The organism is Kineosporia succinea, from assembly GCF_030811555.1.
GTDB lineage: Bacteria > Actinomycetota > Actinomycetes > Actinomycetales > Kineosporiaceae > Kineosporia > Kineosporia succinea.
Genome location: NZ_JAUSQZ010000001.1, coordinates 1,591,834 through 1,609,481, shown reverse-complemented (window position 1 = coordinate 1,609,481; position 17,648 = coordinate 1,591,834). Strand labels below are relative to the sequence as shown.

Here is a 17,648-nt window from a genome sequence, read left to right as displayed (position 1 = left end):
CATGACTCCCGCGGACACGAAAATCGACGCGCCCAAGGAGAAGTCGGCCAAGAAGGCGGACAAGGCCAAGGCCAAGGCGGCCAAGGGCGTCAAGACGCTCCCGCTGCAGCGCCGGGCCTCTGACCAGCGGGCCGCCGCGGCCTGGAAGCGGCTGCAGGAGGGCAATCAGCGGTGGGCCGCCGGCCTGACCGGTGCCGCGCTCTCCCGTACGCCGGAGCGCCGGGCCAGCCTGGTGCAGGGCCAGGCCCCGTTCGCCATGGTGCTGGGCTGCGCGGACTCCCGGGTGCCGGCCGAGCTGCTGTTCGACCAGGGCCTCGGCGACATCTTCGTGGTGCGCACGGCCGGTCACGCGGTGGACGACGCGGTGCTCGGCTCGGTCGAGTACGCGGTGGCCGTGCTCGGGGTCGACCTGGTGGTCGTGCTCGGGCACGAGAGCTGTGGCGCCATCGCGGCGACGGCGAAGACGCTGGGTCAGGGCACGGTGCCGGGTGGGTACATCCGGGGCATCGTCGAGCGCATGACCTGTGACATGGCCCGGGGCCAGCAGGCCGGCCTGACCAACCTCGACGACCTGGCCCGCTGGCACTCCAGCGCCACGGCCGACCTGGTGCAGTCGCGCTCGTCGATCGTGGGTGACGCGGTCACGAACAACGGCCTCGGCATCGTCGCGGCGACCTACGAGCTGGGCAGTGGCCTGGTGAAGCCGGTCACCGCCTGAGTCCTCACGGGCAATGGGGGACGACGTGCGCACGTGTGCGCGCGTCGTCCCTCTTTTGTGGGTGGGTACGTCGTGGGGCTGGTTCAGCCGACGACGTGCGTCGGGCTCGGCCGGGTTCAGGCTGACACCGGTCAGGAACCGCCGACCGCCGACCTTTCCGAGCTGACCGCCACCGACGCGCTGCTCGACCGGCTGGCGGCGCGCGACGCGTCCGAGCAGAACCTGCTCGACCCGAGCCGGGTTCAGGCTGCGCTGGCTTCAAGCCGAGCCTGGCTCAGGCTCGCCCGGGCTCAGGCTCGGCCGGGCTCAGGCTCGGCCGGGCTCAGGCTCGGCCGGGCTCAGGCTCGGCCGGGCTCAGGCTCGCCCGGGCTCAGGCTCGCCCGGGCTCAGGCCAGGGCGGCCAGTCGCTGGTCGACGCCCATCGCGACGTCGGTGGGGGAGTACCCCTTTACCGCGAACTCGAACACGGTGCTGCTCAGTTCCTGACGCACGGCGGCCCGGGCCTCGGCGTCGCCGTTGCTCAGCACCTCTTCGACCCGGTCGAACAGCTGGTCGACCTGCGCGGTCTCGAAACCGCGCGGGACCACAGGGAATCGCTTAGCCATACGGTGGAGTGTAGCCGGGCGACATCAGGACAGCCCCGCGTCAACGGCCAGGTGGTGCTGCACCAAGGCGTCGCGTACGCGGAGACGCCGGTGCTCGTGTTGGCGCAGTGCCTGGAGCGAGAACAGTGCGCTGACGCGCGACTCCGGCATCAGCTCCCGGAACCAGTCCAGTGCGGAGAGACGGGTGTAGACGGACTCCTGCGTTCCCGCGGGTGCCACACCGGTCTCCGGGAACCGCAGCACTCCCCACCTGCTCATGTAGAGCGTGAATTCGGGCAGCGGGAGCCCGGAGTCCAGAACGGCAGGAAACTGCGGCGCACGCAGCACCGCGGGTGTGTAGTTCGGCTCGGTGGCGTCGAGCACGTCGAGCTGTTCGGCGGTGAGCCACAGAAGCCGGTGCGTGTGCGGTTCTGGGCCCGGGACACGGACCGGTGCGTAGGGGATGTACCCCGGCGTGCTCACGTGGGCCGAGTGGGCGGCGGCCAGACCCGGGACGTGGACGACGCTGATCGGGACGACCGGCGCGGTGTGCTCGTCGGGTGCCGTGTACTTGTGCAGCAGCTGCCCCGGCGAGGCGTTCGACCCGATGGCCAGGACGGGACGGCGCTGCTCCGGCCCGGCCACTCCCAGTGCCCGCAGCACGTCTGGCATCGGGTGAGGCCCGTGCGGGAAACGATCGCGCAGGGGCCCGCCGTCGTTCTGCACCAGGGCGTCGAACCAGTTCGCAGCGCCGCTCGGGGTGGCGACCGGATACAGCCAGGGCCCCACGAGCAGACCGTCTGCGGGTACGGGCGCCCCGGGGTAACTCAGCGGGGTCACACTGGGACTCAGGCCCAGGCCGATGCTGTCGACGTGCGGCATCTCAGGAGACCAGCCGGTTCTCGGCGGTGATGACGTCGAGAGCGCCGGCCGGGCTGGCGACGGTGGCGGTGCCGTCGACAGGAAGCCACGGACCACCGGCGACGGAGTACTCACCGCTGTAAATCGTTGCCAGACGAACTTTCTGAGGCCCAGGCCGCTCGTAGACGTGAGCCGTGCGCAAGTCCGGATAGGGCGCACCCGGATCGTCGGTGATGAGCGAGTTCCCGTCGCCGTAGTGCCAGCGGAACTCCTGCGGCGTTGCGCGCACCCGCACCGGCTGGCCGAGAAGCGTGGTCGGGAGGGTGACGGTGTCTGCGGCGGTGTAGAGGTTGGTCGGGATGTTGACGAGGGTGCGGCCGTTGGGCGGCTGCATGACGATGGGTGCGGCGGGCAGGGGAAGACGCCGGAAGTCTTCGGCGGTGAGCACGGGAACGACCGGTGGCGGGGCGTCGGGATCAGCTTCGGCGCCAAGGCACAGGTAGCCGCCGGTGGCGGTCCAGTCGGTGGTGCCGGCGGGCGCGCTGAAGATCCAGTATCCGAGGTCGGTGGGTGTGGTGGAGTCGGAGCACATGGCCAGTGCGGCCGGGCAGCTCACGGTCTCGCTGCGATCAGGGCTGTTGCCGTCGCAGGCGGGGACGTAGGTGCGCACGAAGCGGGGCTTGGAGGTGTGGGCGATCGGTGAACGTGGATGCCCGGGTCGTTCTCGTTCTTGTTGTCTGGCCCAGAGCTCGGCGTAATTGGCTGTGGCCCGGGAGGTGACCTGGGTGCCTTCGGGCGATGGCGGATCCGCCGCCGGCAATGCGGGGAGCCCCATCATGGCGAACAAGGCAGCCGCGGCGAGAGCCCCAGGCATCAGCTCTCCTCGATAGCGACATCGGCGACCATCCAGTGGCTTTCTGCCCAGTTGAGGCTCACGAAGCTCTGTGCCGAGGGAATGGCCGCCGCAGTGGTCTGGGTGCCGTCTTCGTGCAGCAGGCGTGCCGCCTCCTGGCGGATCGTGCCCGACACGATCACTCCGGTGGTGATCTCGGCCGGAGGAACGGCCAGGACACCGGCATGAACCCGGGAGCCTTCCACCTGGGTGCCAGCCTCGCGCAGGCCGGAGATGTTCTTGACGGTCGACCGGCAGAAGGTGCAGTCCGCGTCGGAGATCTCTTCGAGGGGCCCGGTATCGAGAGTGGCGTACGCATAGTTGTGCACTGCCCAGAAGTACTGGACGAACGCCTTCGCGCTCTCTGCGCTCCGCTCAGCGTCCGGCGCCACCGGTGGTTTCACCGTGACCTCTGGACTCGGCACTGCAGACGTCGAAACCCGCGTGCTCGGTGCGGGGCCCGGGTCGTCGCTGTCTCCGGTGCACGCAGCAAGCCCCAAAACCCCAGTCAGCACAGCAGTAACAACGAGCGCTCGCATGTGGATCCCTCCCCCGATCATGAAAGAAGGGTAACCAGCTGCCGCCCCGAAAGCCCGCCTCGTTCCCCAACCTGTGGATAACCGCGGGTCTCAGGAAGGGGCGCCGATCTCACGGCCCGGAGGCCTCCGACAGTCGACACAGGCCCCGTCCACCAGGAGCTGTCAGGAACTGTAGGTGCGTCGTAGCCTCACTGCTACAAGCCTTTGCCAACCCTTCTCGCGATCGTGAGACGCCGGAAGGGGCAGTGCGCCATGCAGGTTGCCGCGCGGGGCCACAACCGAATGCCCGGTCGCTCGACGTGAGCACGCTCGACGTGAACACGCCACCCCATCGCCTTTGTTCGCCTTGATCACCCCGGTCTCCCGGCAGTCACTGGCTCCCATACCCGTCGAGGCATCTCGGGGCTTCGGGAACTGTGCTGCTTTCGATTATCGATAATCGAAAGCAGCACAGTTTGGTTCGCCCACCCGCAGGCGCCTATTCGGGCCAGTTTCTCAACCGACTGGACCGGCTGGGTCGACCGGGGCGACCGGGGCGACTGGGGCGACCGGGGCGACTGGGGCGACCGGGGCGACTGGGGCGACCGGGGCGACTGGGGCCGACCAGGCCGACCGGGGCCGACCGGGCCGGCTGGGTCAACCGGGGCCGACCGGGCCGGCTGGGTCGACCGGGCTGACCGGGCCGACTGGGGTCGACCGGGCCGGCTGGGCTGACTGGGCTGACTGGGCTGACTGGGCTGACCGCGCTGACTGGGCTGACCGCGCTGACTGGGCTGACCGCGCTGACTGGGCTGACCGCGCTGACTGGGCTGACCGCGCTGACTGGGCTGACCGCGCTGACTGGGCTGACCGCGCTGACTGGGCTGACCGCGCTGACTGGGCTGACCGCGCTGACCGCGCTGACCGCGCTGACCGCGCTGACCGCGCTGACCGCGCTGGCTGGGGCCGACTGGGCGACTGGGCCGTCCGAGCCGTCCGAGCTGTCCGAGCTGTCCGGGCCGACCGGTCGACGAGGCCGCGACCCGCTCGAGAGGCTCTGTTGTGTGGTGAAGCATCCCGGCCGCGAGACTGCTCAGCGCCCCGCCGCGCATGCACAACTCGTATGCGCTGCTCGCCAACACCGGGCGAGCGCGGCGGCGAAGACTCGTCGTCACCGAGCGACGAGTCAGGAGTTCAGCGATGACCGTGAACACAGGCTTTACCACCGAACTGTTCATCGACGGCGTCTGGTCGCCGGCCGAGGACACCTTCGACAACCTCGAACCGTCCACCGGCGCCCTGCTCACCAAGGTGTCGTCGGGTACGGCCGCGGACATCGACCGGGCCGTGCGCGCCGCCCGCAAGGCGCTCGAGGGAGAGTGGGGCGCGACCTCGGGACCGGCGCGCTCGCTCTTGCTGAGCCGCCTCGCCGACCTGATCGAACGGGACACGGCCGTGCTCACGCAGCTCGAGGCACGGGACATCGGCAAGCCGCTGATCCAGCCGAACCTGCTCGATCTTCCCAACACCATCGCGACCTTCCGGCACTTCGCGGGCTGGGCCGACAAGGTGCAGGGGCAGACCATCCCCACTGCTGGTTACCAGGGGCGTCCCACATTGTCATACACCCTGCGCGAGCCGATCGGCGTGATCGGGGCCATCATTCCCTGGAACACGCCGCTGATGATCGCGGCCTGGAAGCTCGCACCCGGGCTGGCGGCGGGAAACACCTTCGTGGTCAAGCCTTCTGAAGACGCGCCGCTCAGCATTCTGCACCTGGCCAAGCTGATCGAGGAGGCGGGATTCCCGGCGGGCACCGTCAATGTCGTTCCCGGGCTGGGAGAAACGGCCGGGGTGGCGCTCGTCGAGCACCCGGACGTGGACAAGATCAGCTTCACCGGATCGCCCGAGGTGGGGCGCAGCATCCAGCGGGCGGTGGCCGACACGTTCAAGCGGGTGGTGCTCGAGCTGGGGGGCAAGAGCCCCCAGATCGTGCTGGAGGACGCGGACGTCGAGGCGGCGGTGCAGGGCGTCGCGATGGGCCTGTTCTTCAACCAGGGTGAGGTCTGCGCCGCGGGGACCCGCATCCTGGTGCACCGTTCGCTCTACGACACGGTGGTGGAGGCACTCGGGAAGGCCGCCCAGGCACAGGTTCTCGGCGACCCGCTCGATCCCGGCACGACCATGGGTGCCCTGGTCAACGCGTCCCAGAAGCAGCGGGTCGAGGAGTACATCGAGAAGGGACGCGCCGAGGGGGCCCGGGTGGTCGCCGGCGGAGAGGCGCATGAGGGTGATGGCTTCTTCGTGCGTCCCACCATCTTTGCGGACGTGGACAACAGTTCCACGATCGCGCGCGAGGAGATCTTCGGTCCGGTCGGTGCGGTGATCCCGTTCGACACCGTGGACGAGGCGCTGAAGCTGGCCAACGACACGATTTACGGCCTGGCGGCGACGATCTGGACCCGTGACATCACCACCGCCCACACCCTGGCGGCCAAGGTGCGGGCGGGTGCGGTCGCGATCAACGGCTGGGCCCCGATCGACCCGGCCCTGCCCTGGGGCGGTATGAAGACCAGCGGTATCGGCCGGGAACTGGGCTGGAGCGGGATCCTGGCCAACACCGAGGAGAAGGTCGTCACGGTCGTGCTGTGACGCCCTTGCGGTAGTCGCGGGGGGATTCCCCGTACGCGGCCCGGAACAGCCGGGAGAAGTGGGCCGCGTCGGGGAAACCCCAGCGCTGGCGGATGACGGTCAGTGGGGTCTCGGCCAGGATCGGGTCGCTCATGTCGCGGCGGCACCGTTCGAGCCGGCGGGTGCGCACGAGCGTGGAGATCGACGTGCCCCGGGCCTCGAAGACCTTCTGCAGATGACGCACCGAAACGTAGTGCGCGTCGGCCACGGACTGGGTGTTCAGGTCGGGATCGGCCAGGTGCCGGTCGACGTACGCGTGCACCTCGGCCACCAGCGCGCGGTGCGACTCGGGCGCTCCGTCGCGGGTGGGCAGGGCCATCTGCTGGGCGAACGCGGCCGTGACCAGGTCGACCACGGCGTCTCCCAGGTGCGTGGCGATGATGCCGCCGTCGGAGCGGCTGTCGGCCAGGCCCCGCATGAGCGGCGGGATGAGGGCGCCCAGGCCGGTGTCGCCCGCGAGCCGGACCGCGGTCAGATCGGCCATGCGACGCTCGGGCAGGTGCACCAGGTTGCGCGGGAACATCGCGACGGTCATCCGGAAGTCGGCGCCGCACGAGAGGCGGTAGGGCCGGGAGGTGTCGTAGATGGCCAGATCGCCGGGATTCAGCCGGGCCTGGCGGGAGTCCTGCTCGATCACGCAGCTGCCGCTGGTCTGCAGGGCGAACTTGTAGAACTCGGGATCGTCCTGGCGAATCAGGCGAGGGGTGCGCTCGACGACGGTCTCGTGCGCGGCCACCTCGGCGAGGATCACCGAGCCCAGCGGCGTGGAGTCGACCCAGCCGTGAAAGGCGCTGCCGGACAGCGACTCCCGGCGGGCCCGCAGGGGGACGAACGTGCAGCTGATCTGCTGCTCCCACTCGTCGAACCCGGCGCCGGACTGCTCCAGCACGGACAAACTCATCGGACCTCCTCGTCCTGGTGCTACCCCCACAGCACATCACGTTCGGCGCTACGTCAAGAACTCTGCGCCTGTGGTCAAGTCGCGACCGCCGGCGGGTGTGACTCTCGAACGAGGGACAGAACGCAGAAGTTCTGATGGAGGAAATCGACATGCTGGATCTCAGCCCTCGTGCGGGCGATCTCGACGCGATCGAGACGTCATCGGTGGACGAACTCAGGGCCCTGCAGCTCGAGCGGTTGCGGTGGAGCGTGCGGCACGCCTACGAGAACGTCGCTCACTACCGGGCCGCGTTCGACGCGGCCGGTGCTCATCCTGACGACGTGCATCAGCTCTCCGACCTGGCCAGGCTCCCCTTCACCACGAAGGAGGACCTGCGGCGGAACTATCCCTTCGGGATGTTCGCGGTGCCGCGGGAGGACGTGGTGCGCGTGCACGCGTCCAGTGGCACCACCGGGCGTCCCACGGTGGTGGGGTACACGAAGGACGACCTGGAGACCTGGGCGGACGTGGTGGCCCGCTCGATCCGGGCGGCGGGCGGACGCCGGGGGATGGTTCTGCACAACGCCTACGGGTACGGGCTGTTCACCGGAGGGCTGGGTGCGCACGCCGGCGCCGAGCGGCTGGGCTGCACGGTCGTCCCCGTCTCCGGCGGCATGACCGAGCGCCAGGTGCAGCTGATCCGGGACTTCGAACCGGACATCATCATGGTGACCCCGTCGTACATGCTCAACGTGATCGACGAGATGGAGAGGCAGGGGATCGACCCGGCCACCACGTCCCTCAAGATCGGGATCTTCGGCGCGGAGCCCTGGACAAACGAGATGCGCCGCGAGATGGAGCAGCGCCTCGACATCCACGCCGTGGACATCTACGGGCTCTCCGAGGTGATCGGGCCTGGTGTGGCCAGTGAGTGCGTGGAGACGAAGGACGGGCTGCACATCTGGGAGGACCACTTCTATCCGGAGGTGGTGGACCCGATCACCGGCGAGGTGCTGCCCGACGGGTCGGAGGGCGAGCTGGTGTTCACGTCGCTGACCAAGCAGGCCATGCCGGTCATCCGCTACCGAACCCGGGACCTGACCCGGCTGCTGCCCGGCACCGCCCGCACGATGCGGCGGATGGAGAAGATCACGGGACGCAGTGACGACATGATCATCCTGCGGGGTGTGAACCTGTTCCCGACTCAGGTGGAGGAGCTGATCCTGGGGCTGCCCGAGCTCAGCCCGCACTTCCAGTGCGTGCTGGACCGGGAGGGGCATCTGGACGCGTTGACGGTGAGGGTGGAGAGGCGTGAGGCCACTCCGCTCGACCAGGCGGCCAGGGCCGGGGCCGGACTGCGGAAGCTGGTGAAGAACCGGATCGGGGTGTCGGTGGAGGTGGACGTGGTTGATCCGTACACGATCGAGCGCTCGGTGGGGAAGATGCGTCGGTTGGTGGACCAGCGTCCCCGCCGCTGAGGTTGAGGGGTGCCCCCCGATTCGGAGCATCGGCCCCACCGGTGGTAGTGTTTCTTCTCGTTGGGGCTATAGCGCAGTCTGGTAGCGCACCTCGTTCGCATCGAGGGGGTCTAGGGTTCAAATCCCTATAGCTCCACCGCTCATCAGGGGCGGTCTTCCTTCCGGGAGGCCGCCCCTGACGGCTTTGTCAGGGCTCATCGGTGGGCAACGGAGGACAGGATGTCGGCTCAGATCACTCTCGGGTTCGGGGCGTTCTTCGCCGTCATAGCGATCATGCGCCTGACCGAGCTGCTCGACGGGACCAAGGAGCCGAACGTCTGGAGCTGGCTGGTCTGCCTGGTCTCGTTCCTGACCGCCGGGCTGGCGTTCTGGAGCGGGTACGAGACGTGGAAGAAGGAGAAGCGCGAGAAGCGCGAGACCGAGCTGGGGCAGTAGGCGCGTCGCCTGCGAAGCGGGAGACGTCCTGGGCTGGGTGTCAGGGCGACCGCGTCGGCGGGCAACATTGCGACATGGGTTTGCTTTGGAAAAGGCTTGACGCAATACTGAATGGGTGACGTTCAGTGATGCCATGACCACGGCGGAGGCCGCTGGGCGCCTCGGCGTCACGGCGGAGCGGGTGCGTCAGCTCTGGCGCAACGGTGACCTGATCGGCGAGCGCAGATCCACCCGCCTGCTGCTCGATCGCCTGAGTGTGCTCGACCTGGCCGAGCGCGACCGACCTGCGACACGTCCCCTTTCGGTCCGCAACGCGTGGGGCCTCCTGCTCATGCTGGCGGGGGAGAAGTGTTCTTGGCTCACCGCTCCTGAGCGATCGCGTCTGCGCAGCCAGGCCCGGTCACGGTCGGAGGCTGAACTGGCCCGGCTGGTGCGTTCCCGGGTGACCACGCTGCGATTCGACGGCGCCGGGGGTGTCGGCGAGCGCGTGCAGGTGAACGAGCGAACAGTGCTGTCCGGCGCGTCCCTGGCTCATCTGAAAACGGATCTGGTGGTCGACGGGCTCACCGAGGTCTATGCAGCTCAGGAAGACGCGCAGGTGCTGGCTGCCCGGCTGCGCCTCTGGCAAGACACGCGGGGGGCGATCGTTGTGCATGCGGTCCCCGACGACGTGGCGTACGTGCTCCACGGCCGTTCGCAGATGCCTTCCTCGGTCGTCGCCGTCGACCTCCTGGAGAGTGGCGACCCGAGAAGCCGGCGGGCCGGAGAAATCCTCTGGAGCAACACAGTTCATGAGTGGCGGCAAGCCGCGTCGAACCGTCGAGCGGGCGACCGCGGTGACTGATGAGGAAGCGCGTCGAGCGGTGTCGGAGCGCATTGTCGACGCCCGGATCGTCCTGGCCTCACGTCCTGACGGTTCGGAAGACATCTGGTCCGTCCTGCTCGACCTCGCGCTAGTCCTGCGCCCGACGGAGTGGTGCCTCATCGGAGGACAGATGGTCGCGTTCCGGGCGGCGATCGTCGGTGTCCCGGCGCCGCGGACGTCCGACGATCTCGATGTCCTCTCGAACATCTACCTGCATCGTGACGCTGTCGTCCGCTGCGCTCGTACGGTGCGCTCTCTAGGGTTCGAGGTCGAGGAGATGCACACGTCCGGCCATCGCTTCACCAAAGGCAGGCTCGTCATCGATGTCCTGGCCCCGGATCATCCTCCGAAGCAGTCGGACCTTCGAACCGCAGGGCCGAGGACGACGATCGAAGTGCCCGGAGGAACGCAGGCCCTGCAGCGAACCGAGTTCGTGTCGGTCGAGCACAATGGCCGGGAGGCGCTCGTGCCCATCCCCAGCCTGCTCGGTGCTCTGCTGCTGAAAGCGGATGCGACCCGCTTGCCCGCCCCGGAGCGGCACCTGATGGATGTTGCCTTCCTGGCATCGCTGATCGACGACCCCCTGAAGCTGCGCACTCAGCTCACCGGCTCGGACCCGCGGCGGTTACGAACGGCTGACCGGCAGCTCGCGGACGAGGAGCACCGAGCCTGGCGCTCTCTGGCTCGCGACACACAGCGGCGAACCTACAGTTCCTGGCGGCTTCTGGTGGACGGGGCCTGAGTCCCGCCTGGGCGGCTCCCCAATTCTGCGTCCAGAGTTATCCACAGTTTCGGAGCGAGGCGGGCGTTTGGGACGGCGGCTGGCTACTCTCCTTGCATGATCGGGGGAGAGATTCAGATGCGAGTGCTCGTTGTTACTGTTGTGCTGGCTGGGGTTTTGGGGGGTGGCGGCCTGCACCGGGGATGGTGGAGAGTCGAGTCCCACTCTGGCGACATCAGTTTCGCCACCCACCTCAGCAACCCCAGAGTCCGCCGTGACGCCTCCGGTCAGGCCGGCAGACAAGCGCAATGCCGAAGGCGCGGAGGATTTCGCCCGCTACTTCTGGGCTGTCTACAACTACAGCTACGAAGAGTCCGACTCGGCGCTCCTCGGCAGCCTCAGCGAGCCGGCCTGCAAGTTCTGCGCCTCGGTGGGCGATGAGCTCACCCAGTTCGCCCAGACGGGCGCGAGGCGCGAGGGCGGCCAGATCTCGGTCGAATCGATGTCCGTCCCGCCGGTCGAGAAGCCGACGCGCATTCTTGTCGCGGCCGAGATCAAGCAGGTGGCCGGGACCGTGATCGCGAAAACCGGAAAAGAGACGCCGGTGGCGGAGATTCGTGATGCCGGCGCGGTCATGGGCCTGGCGTGGACCGACGGGGCCTGGATGGTGCACGGCGTGAGCATTGATGCCGACTGATGACTGTTCTTCGCCTGCCCGTGCTCGCTCTCGTCATGATGGTCATGGCCCTCGGCGTTGCGGCACCGGCTGCGGCTGACGAACCGGGTGTCGGAAGCATCAAGTCCCGCGGTGACGACGACACAATTTCCCTCGACGGCTGGAGGCAGACCGGCGGAGGGCATGGGGCACGGCGCCCTGCTGCTGCATCGGCGAAACCTCGCTTCATCCAGACCTACGTTCCCGCTTGTGAGGGCAACAGTCCCACCCGGAGCGAAACGGTGCTCTGCGGTGGCGCCCTGGCTCTGTGCGCGGACACCGCCGAATCAACCGAGATCGGCTACTGGGTCTTCACCGCCCCCGCCGGTACCAGCAACTGGACCTCCACCGGCGCCTACGTCTGCCTCGGGCGCACCGAACCCGGCGAGCCACGGCCGATCGTGCCCGTGCTCACCGCTGAGGACTTCCGGCGTCTGCCGCTGCTCGCGTCACCGATCGTCGTCCAGCCGCCGAACCGCCGCACCCTCGTCAACATCCCGACCAACCTCTACACCGATGGTGCTGTGGTTACGCTGCCCACCGAACTTCTGGGCCAGCCGGTGCGCGTGCGGGCCGAGCCGTACGAGTTCCGGTGGAGCTACGGCGACGGGGACACACGGATCACCAGCGATGCCGGGGCGCCGTATCCCGAGTTGCGAACTGCACACGTGTATCTGGAGGCGGGGCCGCAGCGGGTCGAGCTCACCACCATCTTCCGCGGTGAGTACTCGGTTGCGGGAGGCCCCTGGCTTCCCGTCGACGGGACCGCCAGCGTCGACAGTCCGGGCAGCACCCTTGAGGTGCTGACGGCCGAGACCCGGCTGGTCTCTTGACCCCTGCAAGCCGTGCACGTCACGAACGAGACGGCCGGATCAGATCACGCCGCAGCGCGAGGTCAGGGCCTTCTGCGCCGCAACCGCCGCCTCGGCGACCGAACCACGCAACAGTTCCGGGCGTCCACCATTGATACGGGCCGGAACCCACGACGTACTCACCACACCGCCCCGATCCACCACGACGTTGTAGACCCCCGTCTCCGCACCGGCCCCACCCCGGGCGTAGAAGACGAAATTGCCCAGCCCGTAATGAACCGCTGTCCGCCCCGACCGCACCGCCGGCTCGAGCACGTGCGCGTGGCTGCCCACCACCACACTCGCCCCCGCCGACGTCAGTGACGCAGCCAGCTCACGCTGCCGCGCCGACGGGCAGGACTGCCGCTCCACACCCCAATGCAGCACCACCACAACGACATCCGTCAAGGAAGCCTCACGCACCGCTCTCAGGAGCCGGGCCGGGTCCTTGGACGACGCCAGCCCGGGTCGCGAGGTGGTCGCCGGCCAGGACGACGTGGCGAAGCTGTCGAGCACGTCCGTCGCCCCGAAGACCGAAAGACGCACCCCGTGAATCGTGCGGCGATAGGGCGTGAAAGCCTGGTCGGCGTTCAGCCCGGCCCCGATCATCGGCATTCCCGAGCGCTTTCCGGCCTTCAGTGTGTCTTCCAGACCGGTGCGCCCGTAATCCATTCCGTGATTGTTCGCCACCGTGACCACGTCCACGCCATTCCGGCGCAAAGCCGTCAGCCCCGAAGAAGGCGACCGGAACGTGTACTGCTTGGGCTCGGCCGTACCCCCGGAGGTGATCGCGGTCTCCAGATTCACCACCGCCAGATCGGCCTTCGACAGAATCTTTCCGGCGCTGCCGATGTCGCCCCCCAATGCGCTCGCCGACGCCCCCTGGAAATGGACGTCACCCGCGAAAGCCAGGCGTACGCGTCCCTTATGGAGTTTCTTCCTCGGTGTGACGGTGGGCTTGGTCACGTCCGGGACGCGCGGGGGAGCCGCGTAGGCTGGGGCGTCCGCAGGGTCCGCCGACGTCACGTAGCCGCTGGAGGAGGAACAGGCCGCCGCCAGGATCAGCACGGCTGCGCTCGTCAGGTTACGTACGCGGTGCCGGTCGATCACGCTGCGCCCACCACCAAGCTCCTGACATCGATGCCACCCGATCGGCCCCTCAAGGTGGGGTCGCTGATGCATCGGTCGCCGCCTGGTGATGCTTGATCACAGCGGGTCCAGAATTACCAGTGTCCGGACAGAGGATCCGACACGCCCACAACATGTTGTGTCGCGAGAAGGGGGGCGCACGGCATATGGTGCTCCCTGTTGCTGGTTCGCCCTGCCGGCCAGGTAGGGCGTCGTAAGAGGGAACCCGGCGTGAATCCGGGACTGCCCCGCAGCGGTGAGCGGGAACGACCGCCGTCAACAGCACTGGGCGCCCTCGGCGCCCGGGAAGCGACGGCCACTAGATGCGCCTCGGCGCGCGCCCGCGAGTCCGAAGACCTGCCAGTGATGTGCGTCGCCCCTTGGGGCGGCGCGCGTCCGTGGAGCCGCGAGGGACGGTGCCGGGTGATAAGCCATACAGCGCTGTCTTCCCCGGGAACCACCCCCGCGCTCCTGACTTTCATGACGATCGGGATGTGCCCTATGACGATTACCGTTTACAGCAAGCCGGCCTGCGTGCAGTGTGACGCGACCAAGCGCGCCCTGGAGAAGTCCGGCCTCGCCTACGAGGTCATCGACATCACGCAGGACGACGCGGCCCGCGAGCACGTGCTGTCGCTGGGTTACCTCCAGGCCCCCGTCGTGGTGGCCGGCGAGGACCACTGGTCGGGCTACCGCCCCGACCGCATCCGCGCGCTGGTGGTTCAGGCCGCGGCCGCCGTAGCCTGAATTGACCAGGCTGGTCTATTTTTCCAGCGCCTCCGAGAACACCCACCGCTTCGTGCAGAAGCTGGACCTGCCCGCCGAGCGCATCCCGCTCCGGCCCACAGACCCCTTCCTGCACGCCCAGGAGCCCTACGTGCTCGTGGTGCCGACCTACGGCGGTGGCAACGACGGTGGCGCGGTTCCCCGGCAGGTGATCCGGTTCCTCAACGACGAGGTCAACCGCTCACTCATTCGCGGCGTGATCGCGGCGGGGAACACGAATTTCGGCACTGCGTACTGCATCGCCGGTGACATCATCGCGGCGAAGTGTCAGGTGCCTTACCTGTTCGCCTTCGAGCTCATGGGAACGACCGAGGACGTGGAACGCGTCCGCGAGGGATTGGAACGATTTTGGCAACGACAGCCGGTGTGAAGGACGACCTCCAGGTCATCGAGACCAATCCGGTCAGCCTCGACTACCACTCGCTGAATGCCATGCTGAACCTCTACGGTCCCAGCGGCGAGATCCAGTTCGAGAAAGACCGGGAAGCGGCGCGGCAGTACTTCCTGCAGCACGTGAACCAGAACACGGTGTTCTTCCACGACCTCGACGAGAAGCTCGACTACCTGGTCGAGAACAAGTACTACGAGCCTGAGACGCTCGAGAAGTACGACCGCGCGTTCATCAAGCGTCTTTACCAGCACGCCTATTCGAAGAAGTTCCGGTTCCCGACCTTCCTCGGCGCGTTCAAGTACTACACCTCGTACACGCTGAAGACGTTCGACGGCAAGCGTTACCTGGAGCGCTTCGAAGACCGGGTCGCGATGGTGGCGCTGGCCCTGGCCGAGGGCAACGAGGAGTTCGCCCTGCAGCTGGTGGACGAGATCGTCTCCGGCCGTTTCCAGCCGGCTACCCCGACCTTCCTCAACCTGGGCAAGGCCCAGCGCGGTGAGCCGGTCTCCTGCTTCCTTCTGCGTATCGAAGACAACATGGAGTCGATCGCCCGCGGCATCAACTCCGCCCTGCAGCTGTCCAAGCGCGGCGGTGGTGTGGCCCTGCTCCTGAGCAACATCCGTGAGCACGGCGCCCCGATCAAGCACATCGAGAACCAGTCGTCCGGCGTCATTCCGGTGATGAAGCTGCTCGAGGACTCGTTCTCGTACGCCAACCAGCTCGGCGCGCGTCAGGGCGCGGGCGCAGTGTACCTGCACGCGCACCACCCCGACATCATGCAGTTCCTCGACACCAAGCGGGAGAACGCGGACGAGAAGATCCGGATCAAGACGCTCTCGCTGGGCGTCGTCATCCCGGACATCACGTTCGAGCTGGCGAAGAAGAACGAGGACATGTACCTGTTCTCGCCGTACGACGTGGAGCGCGTCTATGGAAAGCCCTTCGCCGACGTGAGCATCAGCGAGAACTACCGGGACATGGTCGACAACGGCCAGATCAAGAAGAAGAAGATCAACGCCCGGGACTTCTTCCAGACCCTCGCCGAGCTGCAGTTCGAATCCGGCTACCCGTACATCCTTTTCGAGGACACGGCGAACCGGGAGAACCCGATCGAGGGCCGGATCACGCACTCCAACCTGTGCTCCGAGATCCTCCAGGTCTCCACGCCGTCCACGTTCAACACGGACCTGTCGTACGACCACATCGGCCGCGACATCTCCTGCAACCTGGGCTCTCTCAACATCGCGCTGACGATGGACTCGCCCGACTTCGGCCGCACCATCGAGACCGCGATCCGCGCGCTGACCGCGGTGTCCGACCAGACGTCCATCGAGTCGGTCCCCTCGATCAAGCGGGCCAACGCCGGCGGTCACGCCATCGGCCTGGGCCAGATGAACCTGCACGGGTACCTGGCGCGTGAGCGGGTCTTCTACGGCTCCGAAGAGGGCCTGGACTTCACGAACATCTACTTCTACACGGTGGCGTACCACGCCTACCGTGCCTCGAATCTGCTCGCCAAGGAGCGGAACTCGCGCTTCGCCGGTTTCGAGAAGTCGAAGTACGCCGACGGCTCGTACTTCGAGAAGTACGTGACGAAGACCTGGGAGCCGAAGACCGCTCGCGTCAGGCAGATGTTCGCGGACGCGTCGGTCACCATCCCGACGCAGGCGGACTGGGCGGAACTCGCCGAGTCGGTGCGCGAGCACGGCCTGTACAACCAGAACCTGCAGGCGGTTCCGCCGACCGGCTCGATCTCGTACATCAACAACTCGACCTCCTCGATCCACCCGATCGTCTCCAAGATCGAGATCCGCAAGGAGGGCAAGCTCGGCCGCGTGTACTACCCGGCGCCGTTCATGACGAACGACAACCTGGAGTACTACCAGGACGCGTACGAGATCGGCTTCGAGAAGATCGTCGACACCTACGCCGAGGCGACGCAGCACGTCGACCAGGGTCTGTCGCTGACGCTGTTCTTCAAGGACACCGCCACCACCCGCGACATCAACAAGGCCCAGATCTACGCGTGGCGCAAGGGCATCAAGACGCTGTACTACATCCGGCTCCGGCAGCTCGCCCTCGAGGGCACCGAGGTCGAGGGCTGCGTCTCCTGCATGCTCTGAGTTGTCAGTCGCTTTAACAGAATTGAGGACGTTGTGGTCAAGCTGATCGATCGGGTCCAGGCGATCAACTGGAACAAACTGCAGGACGAGAAGGACCTCGAGGTCTGGGACCGTCTCACCGGCAACTTCTGGCTGCCGGAGAAGGTGCCGCTGAGCAACGACATCCAGTCGTGGGCCACGCTCACCGATGTCGAGAAGCAGATGACGACGCGGGTCTTCACCGGTCTGACGCTGCTCGACACCATCCAGGGCACGGTCGGCGCGGTCAGCCTGATCCCGGACTCGCTGACGCCGCACGAAGAGGCCGTCTACACGAACATCGCGTTCATGGAGTCCGTGCACGCGCGCTCGTACTCGTCGATCTTCTCCACGCTGATCTCCAGCCGCGAGATCGACGAGGCGTTCCGCTGGTCGGAGGAGAACCCGAGCCTGCAGCGCAAGGCCGAGATCGTGCTCAGCTACTACAACGGTGACGACCCGCTGAAGCGCAAGGTCGCCTCGACCATGCTCGAGTCGTTCCTGTTCTACTCCGGCTTCTACGCGCCGATGTACTGGTCGAGCCGGGCGAAGCTGACGAACACGGCCGACCTGATCCGTCTCATCATCCGTGACGAGGCGGTGCACGGGTACTACATCGGGTACAAGTTCCAGAAGGGCCTGGAGCTGGTCACGTCTCAGGAACGGGACGACCTGAAGGAGTACACCTTCAACCTCCTGTTCGAGCTGTACGAGAACGAGGTCGAGTACACGCAAGACCTTTACGACCCGCTCGGCCTGACCGAGGACGTCAAGAAGTTCCTGCGCTACAACGCGAACAAGGCGCTGATGAACCTCGGTTACGAGGCGCTGTTCCCGAAGGACGAGACCGACGTGAACCCGGCGATCCTGTCGGCGCTCTCGCCGAACGCGGACGAGAACCACGACTTCTTCTCGGGTTCCGGTTCGTCGTACGTGATCGGCAAGGCCGTGAACACCGAGGACGAGGATTGGGACTTCTAGCTCCCGCCCGCG

The 17,648-nt window shown here is 67.3% G+C and carries 18 protein-coding genes, 1 tRNA gene and 1 riboswitch; of the genes, 13 read left to right on the top strand and 6 right to left on the bottom strand.

Annotation, left to right across the window (positions count from 1 at the left end):
• Window position 1: 1 nt before the first annotated feature.
• The gene (locus J2S57_RS07170; protein ID WP_307239709.1) at window positions 2-718 is read left to right on the top strand and encodes a carbonic anhydrase; all 717 of its coding nucleotides are present in this window, start codon (window positions 2-4) and stop codon (window positions 716-718) included.
• A 386-nt stretch (window positions 719-1,104) separates the two neighbouring features.
• On the opposite strand, the gene J2S57_RS07165 is transcribed toward J2S57_RS07170, so the two are convergent.
• From J2S57_RS07165 to J2S57_RS07150, 4 genes are all read right to left on the bottom strand, one after another.
• On the bottom strand, window positions 1,105-1,323 hold the full coding sequence (locus J2S57_RS07165; protein WP_307239707.1) for a hypothetical protein: 219 nt from the start codon (window positions 1,321-1,323) through the stop codon (window positions 1,105-1,107).
• Window positions 1,324-1,347: 24 nt separating this feature from the next.
• Window positions 1,348-2,184 carry a hypothetical protein gene (locus J2S57_RS07160; RefSeq protein ID WP_307239705.1) on the bottom strand — a complete coding sequence of 279 codons (837 nt, stop codon included), beginning with the start codon at window positions 2,182-2,184 and terminating at the stop codon, window positions 1,348-1,350.
• Between the two features lies 1 nt (window position 2,185).
• Window positions 2,186-2,833, bottom strand: a complete 648-nt coding sequence (locus J2S57_RS07155; RefSeq protein WP_307239702.1) for a hypothetical protein — start codon at window positions 2,831-2,833, stop codon at window positions 2,186-2,188.
• A gap of 203 nt (window positions 2,834-3,036) precedes the next feature.
• Window positions 3,037-3,447 (bottom strand): DUF6318 family protein, encoded by a 411-nt coding sequence (locus J2S57_RS07150; RefSeq protein WP_307239700.1) that lies wholly within the window; start codon window positions 3,445-3,447, stop codon window positions 3,037-3,039.
• 1,326 nt (window positions 3,448-4,773) lie between these two features.
• Between J2S57_RS07150 and styD the strand changes: the two genes are divergently transcribed.
• Window positions 4,774-6,225: a phenylacetaldehyde dehydrogenase StyD gene (gene styD / locus J2S57_RS07145; RefSeq protein ID WP_307239698.1), complete on the top strand. Its 1,452-nt coding sequence runs from the start codon at window positions 4,774-4,776 to the stop codon at window positions 6,223-6,225.
• Here the strand turns inward: styD and J2S57_RS07140 are convergent.
• On the bottom strand, window positions 6,209-7,165 hold the full coding sequence (locus tag J2S57_RS07140; protein WP_307239696.1) for an AraC-like ligand-binding domain-containing protein: 957 nt from the start codon (window positions 7,163-7,165) through the stop codon (window positions 6,209-6,211). The genes styD and J2S57_RS07140 overlap by 17 nt on opposite strands.
• A gap of 149 nt (window positions 7,166-7,314) precedes the next feature.
• Here J2S57_RS07140 and paaK point away from each other — a divergent pair, with 149 nt between their 5' ends.
• The 7 genes from paaK to J2S57_RS07105 all read left to right on the top strand — a co-directional run bounded on the left by paaK (window position 7,315) and on the right by J2S57_RS07105 (window position 12,191).
• The gene (paaK, locus tag J2S57_RS07135) at window positions 7,315-8,622 is read left to right on the top strand and encodes a phenylacetate--CoA ligase PaaK (protein ID WP_370882588.1); all 1,308 of its coding nucleotides are present in this window, start codon (window positions 7,315-7,317) and stop codon (window positions 8,620-8,622) included.
• Between the two features lie 62 nt (window positions 8,623-8,684).
• Window positions 8,685-8,758, top strand: a tRNA-Ala gene (locus J2S57_RS07130).
• Window positions 8,759-8,841: 83 nt separating this feature from the next.
• Window positions 8,842-9,057 (top strand): hypothetical protein, encoded by a 216-nt coding sequence (locus J2S57_RS07125; protein WP_307239692.1) that lies wholly within the window; start codon window positions 8,842-8,844, stop codon window positions 9,055-9,057.
• A 115-nt stretch (window positions 9,058-9,172) separates the two neighbouring features.
• The gene (locus tag J2S57_RS07120) at window positions 9,173-9,901 is read left to right on the top strand and encodes a hypothetical protein (RefSeq protein ID WP_307239690.1); all 729 of its coding nucleotides are present in this window, start codon (window positions 9,173-9,175) and stop codon (window positions 9,899-9,901) included.
• Window positions 9,849-10,664, top strand: coding sequence for a hypothetical protein (locus J2S57_RS07115; protein WP_307239688.1), 816 nt, complete (start codon window positions 9,849-9,851; stop codon window positions 10,662-10,664). The genes J2S57_RS07120 and J2S57_RS07115 overlap by 53 nt, the downstream gene beginning before the upstream one ends.
• A 163-nt stretch (window positions 10,665-10,827) precedes the next feature.
• Window positions 10,828-11,340, top strand: a complete 513-nt coding sequence (locus tag J2S57_RS07110) for a DUF6318 family protein (RefSeq protein WP_307239686.1) — start codon at window positions 10,828-10,830, stop codon at window positions 11,338-11,340.
• Window positions 11,340-12,191 (top strand): hypothetical protein, encoded by an 852-nt coding sequence (locus tag J2S57_RS07105; RefSeq protein ID WP_307239684.1) that lies wholly within the window; start codon window positions 11,340-11,342, stop codon window positions 12,189-12,191. The genes J2S57_RS07110 and J2S57_RS07105 overlap by 1 nt, the downstream gene beginning before the upstream one ends.
• A 39-nt stretch (window positions 12,192-12,230) precedes the next feature.
• Here J2S57_RS07105 and J2S57_RS07100 read toward each other — a convergent pair whose 3' ends face one another.
• The gene (locus tag J2S57_RS07100) at window positions 12,231-13,391 is read right to left on the bottom strand and encodes a CapA family protein (RefSeq protein WP_307239682.1); all 1,161 of its coding nucleotides are present in this window, start codon (window positions 13,389-13,391) and stop codon (window positions 12,231-12,233) included.
• A gap of 113 nt (window positions 13,392-13,504) precedes the next feature.
• Window positions 13,505-13,716: riboswitch (cobalamin riboswitch) on the top strand.
• Window positions 13,717-13,838: 122 nt separating this feature from the next.
• On the opposite strand from J2S57_RS07100, the gene nrdH reads away from it, so the two are divergent.
• The 4 genes from nrdH to nrdF all read left to right on the top strand — a co-directional run bounded on the left by nrdH (window position 13,839) and on the right by nrdF (window position 17,636).
• Window positions 13,839-14,084, top strand: coding sequence for a glutaredoxin-like protein NrdH (gene nrdH / locus J2S57_RS07095; RefSeq protein ID WP_307239680.1), 246 nt, complete (start codon window positions 13,839-13,841; stop codon window positions 14,082-14,084).
• A gap of 1 nt (window position 14,085) precedes the next feature.
• On the top strand, window positions 14,086-14,493 hold the full coding sequence (nrdI, locus tag J2S57_RS07090) for a class Ib ribonucleoside-diphosphate reductase assembly flavoprotein NrdI (protein ID WP_307239678.1): 408 nt from the start codon (window positions 14,086-14,088) through the stop codon (window positions 14,491-14,493).
• A 62-nt stretch (window positions 14,494-14,555) separates the two neighbouring features.
• Entirely contained in the window at window positions 14,556-16,637 is a 2,082-nt protein-coding gene (gene nrdE, locus J2S57_RS07085) for a class 1b ribonucleoside-diphosphate reductase subunit alpha (RefSeq protein WP_370882587.1), read from the top strand.
• 33 nt (window positions 16,638-16,670) lie between these two features.
• Window positions 16,671-17,636 (top strand): class 1b ribonucleoside-diphosphate reductase subunit beta, encoded by a 966-nt coding sequence (nrdF, locus tag J2S57_RS07080; RefSeq protein WP_370882443.1) that lies wholly within the window; start codon window positions 16,671-16,673, stop codon window positions 17,634-17,636.
• Window positions 17,637-17,648 lie beyond the last annotated feature (12 nt).

What these genes read in the sequence shown, in the direction of transcription:
- J2S57_RS07140 (WP_307239696.1), bottom strand. Translation starts at nt 7,165, where the DNA reads ATGAGTTTGTCCGTGCTGGAGCAGTCCGGCGCCGGGTTCGACGAGTGG.
- J2S57_RS07115 (WP_307239688.1), top strand. Translation starts at nt 9,849, where the DNA reads ATGAGTGGCGGCAAGCCGCGTCGAACCGTCGAGCGGGCGACCGCGGTG.
- J2S57_RS07125 (WP_307239692.1), top strand. Translation starts at nt 8,842, where the DNA reads ATGTCGGCTCAGATCACTCTCGGGTTCGGGGCGTTCTTCGCCGTCATA.
- J2S57_RS07165 (WP_307239707.1), bottom strand. Translation starts at nt 1,323, where the DNA reads ATGGCTAAGCGATTCCCTGTGGTCCCGCGCGGTTTCGAGACCGCGCAG.
- J2S57_RS07105 (WP_307239684.1), top strand. Translation starts at nt 11,340, where the DNA reads ATGACTGTTCTTCGCCTGCCCGTGCTCGCTCTCGTCATGATGGTCATG.
- J2S57_RS07160 (WP_307239705.1), bottom strand. Translation starts at nt 2,184, where the DNA reads ATGCCGCACGTCGACAGCATCGGCCTGGGCCTGAGTCCCAGTGTGACC.
- paaK (WP_370882588.1), top strand. Translation starts at nt 7,315, where the DNA reads ATGCTGGATCTCAGCCCTCGTGCGGGCGATCTCGACGCGATCGAGACG.
- J2S57_RS07170 (WP_307239709.1), top strand. Translation starts at nt 2, where the DNA reads ATGACTCCCGCGGACACGAAAATCGACGCGCCCAAGGAGAAGTCGGCC.
- J2S57_RS07100 (WP_307239682.1), bottom strand. Translation starts at nt 13,391, where the DNA reads ATGCATCAGCGACCCCACCTTGAGGGGCCGATCGGGTGGCATCGATGT.
- nrdH (WP_307239680.1), top strand. Translation starts at nt 13,839, where the DNA reads ATGACGATTACCGTTTACAGCAAGCCGGCCTGCGTGCAGTGTGACGCG.
- nrdE (WP_370882587.1), top strand. Translation starts at nt 14,556, where the DNA reads ATGCTGAACCTCTACGGTCCCAGCGGCGAGATCCAGTTCGAGAAAGAC.
- styD (WP_307239698.1), top strand. Translation starts at nt 4,774, where the DNA reads ATGACCGTGAACACAGGCTTTACCACCGAACTGTTCATCGACGGCGTC.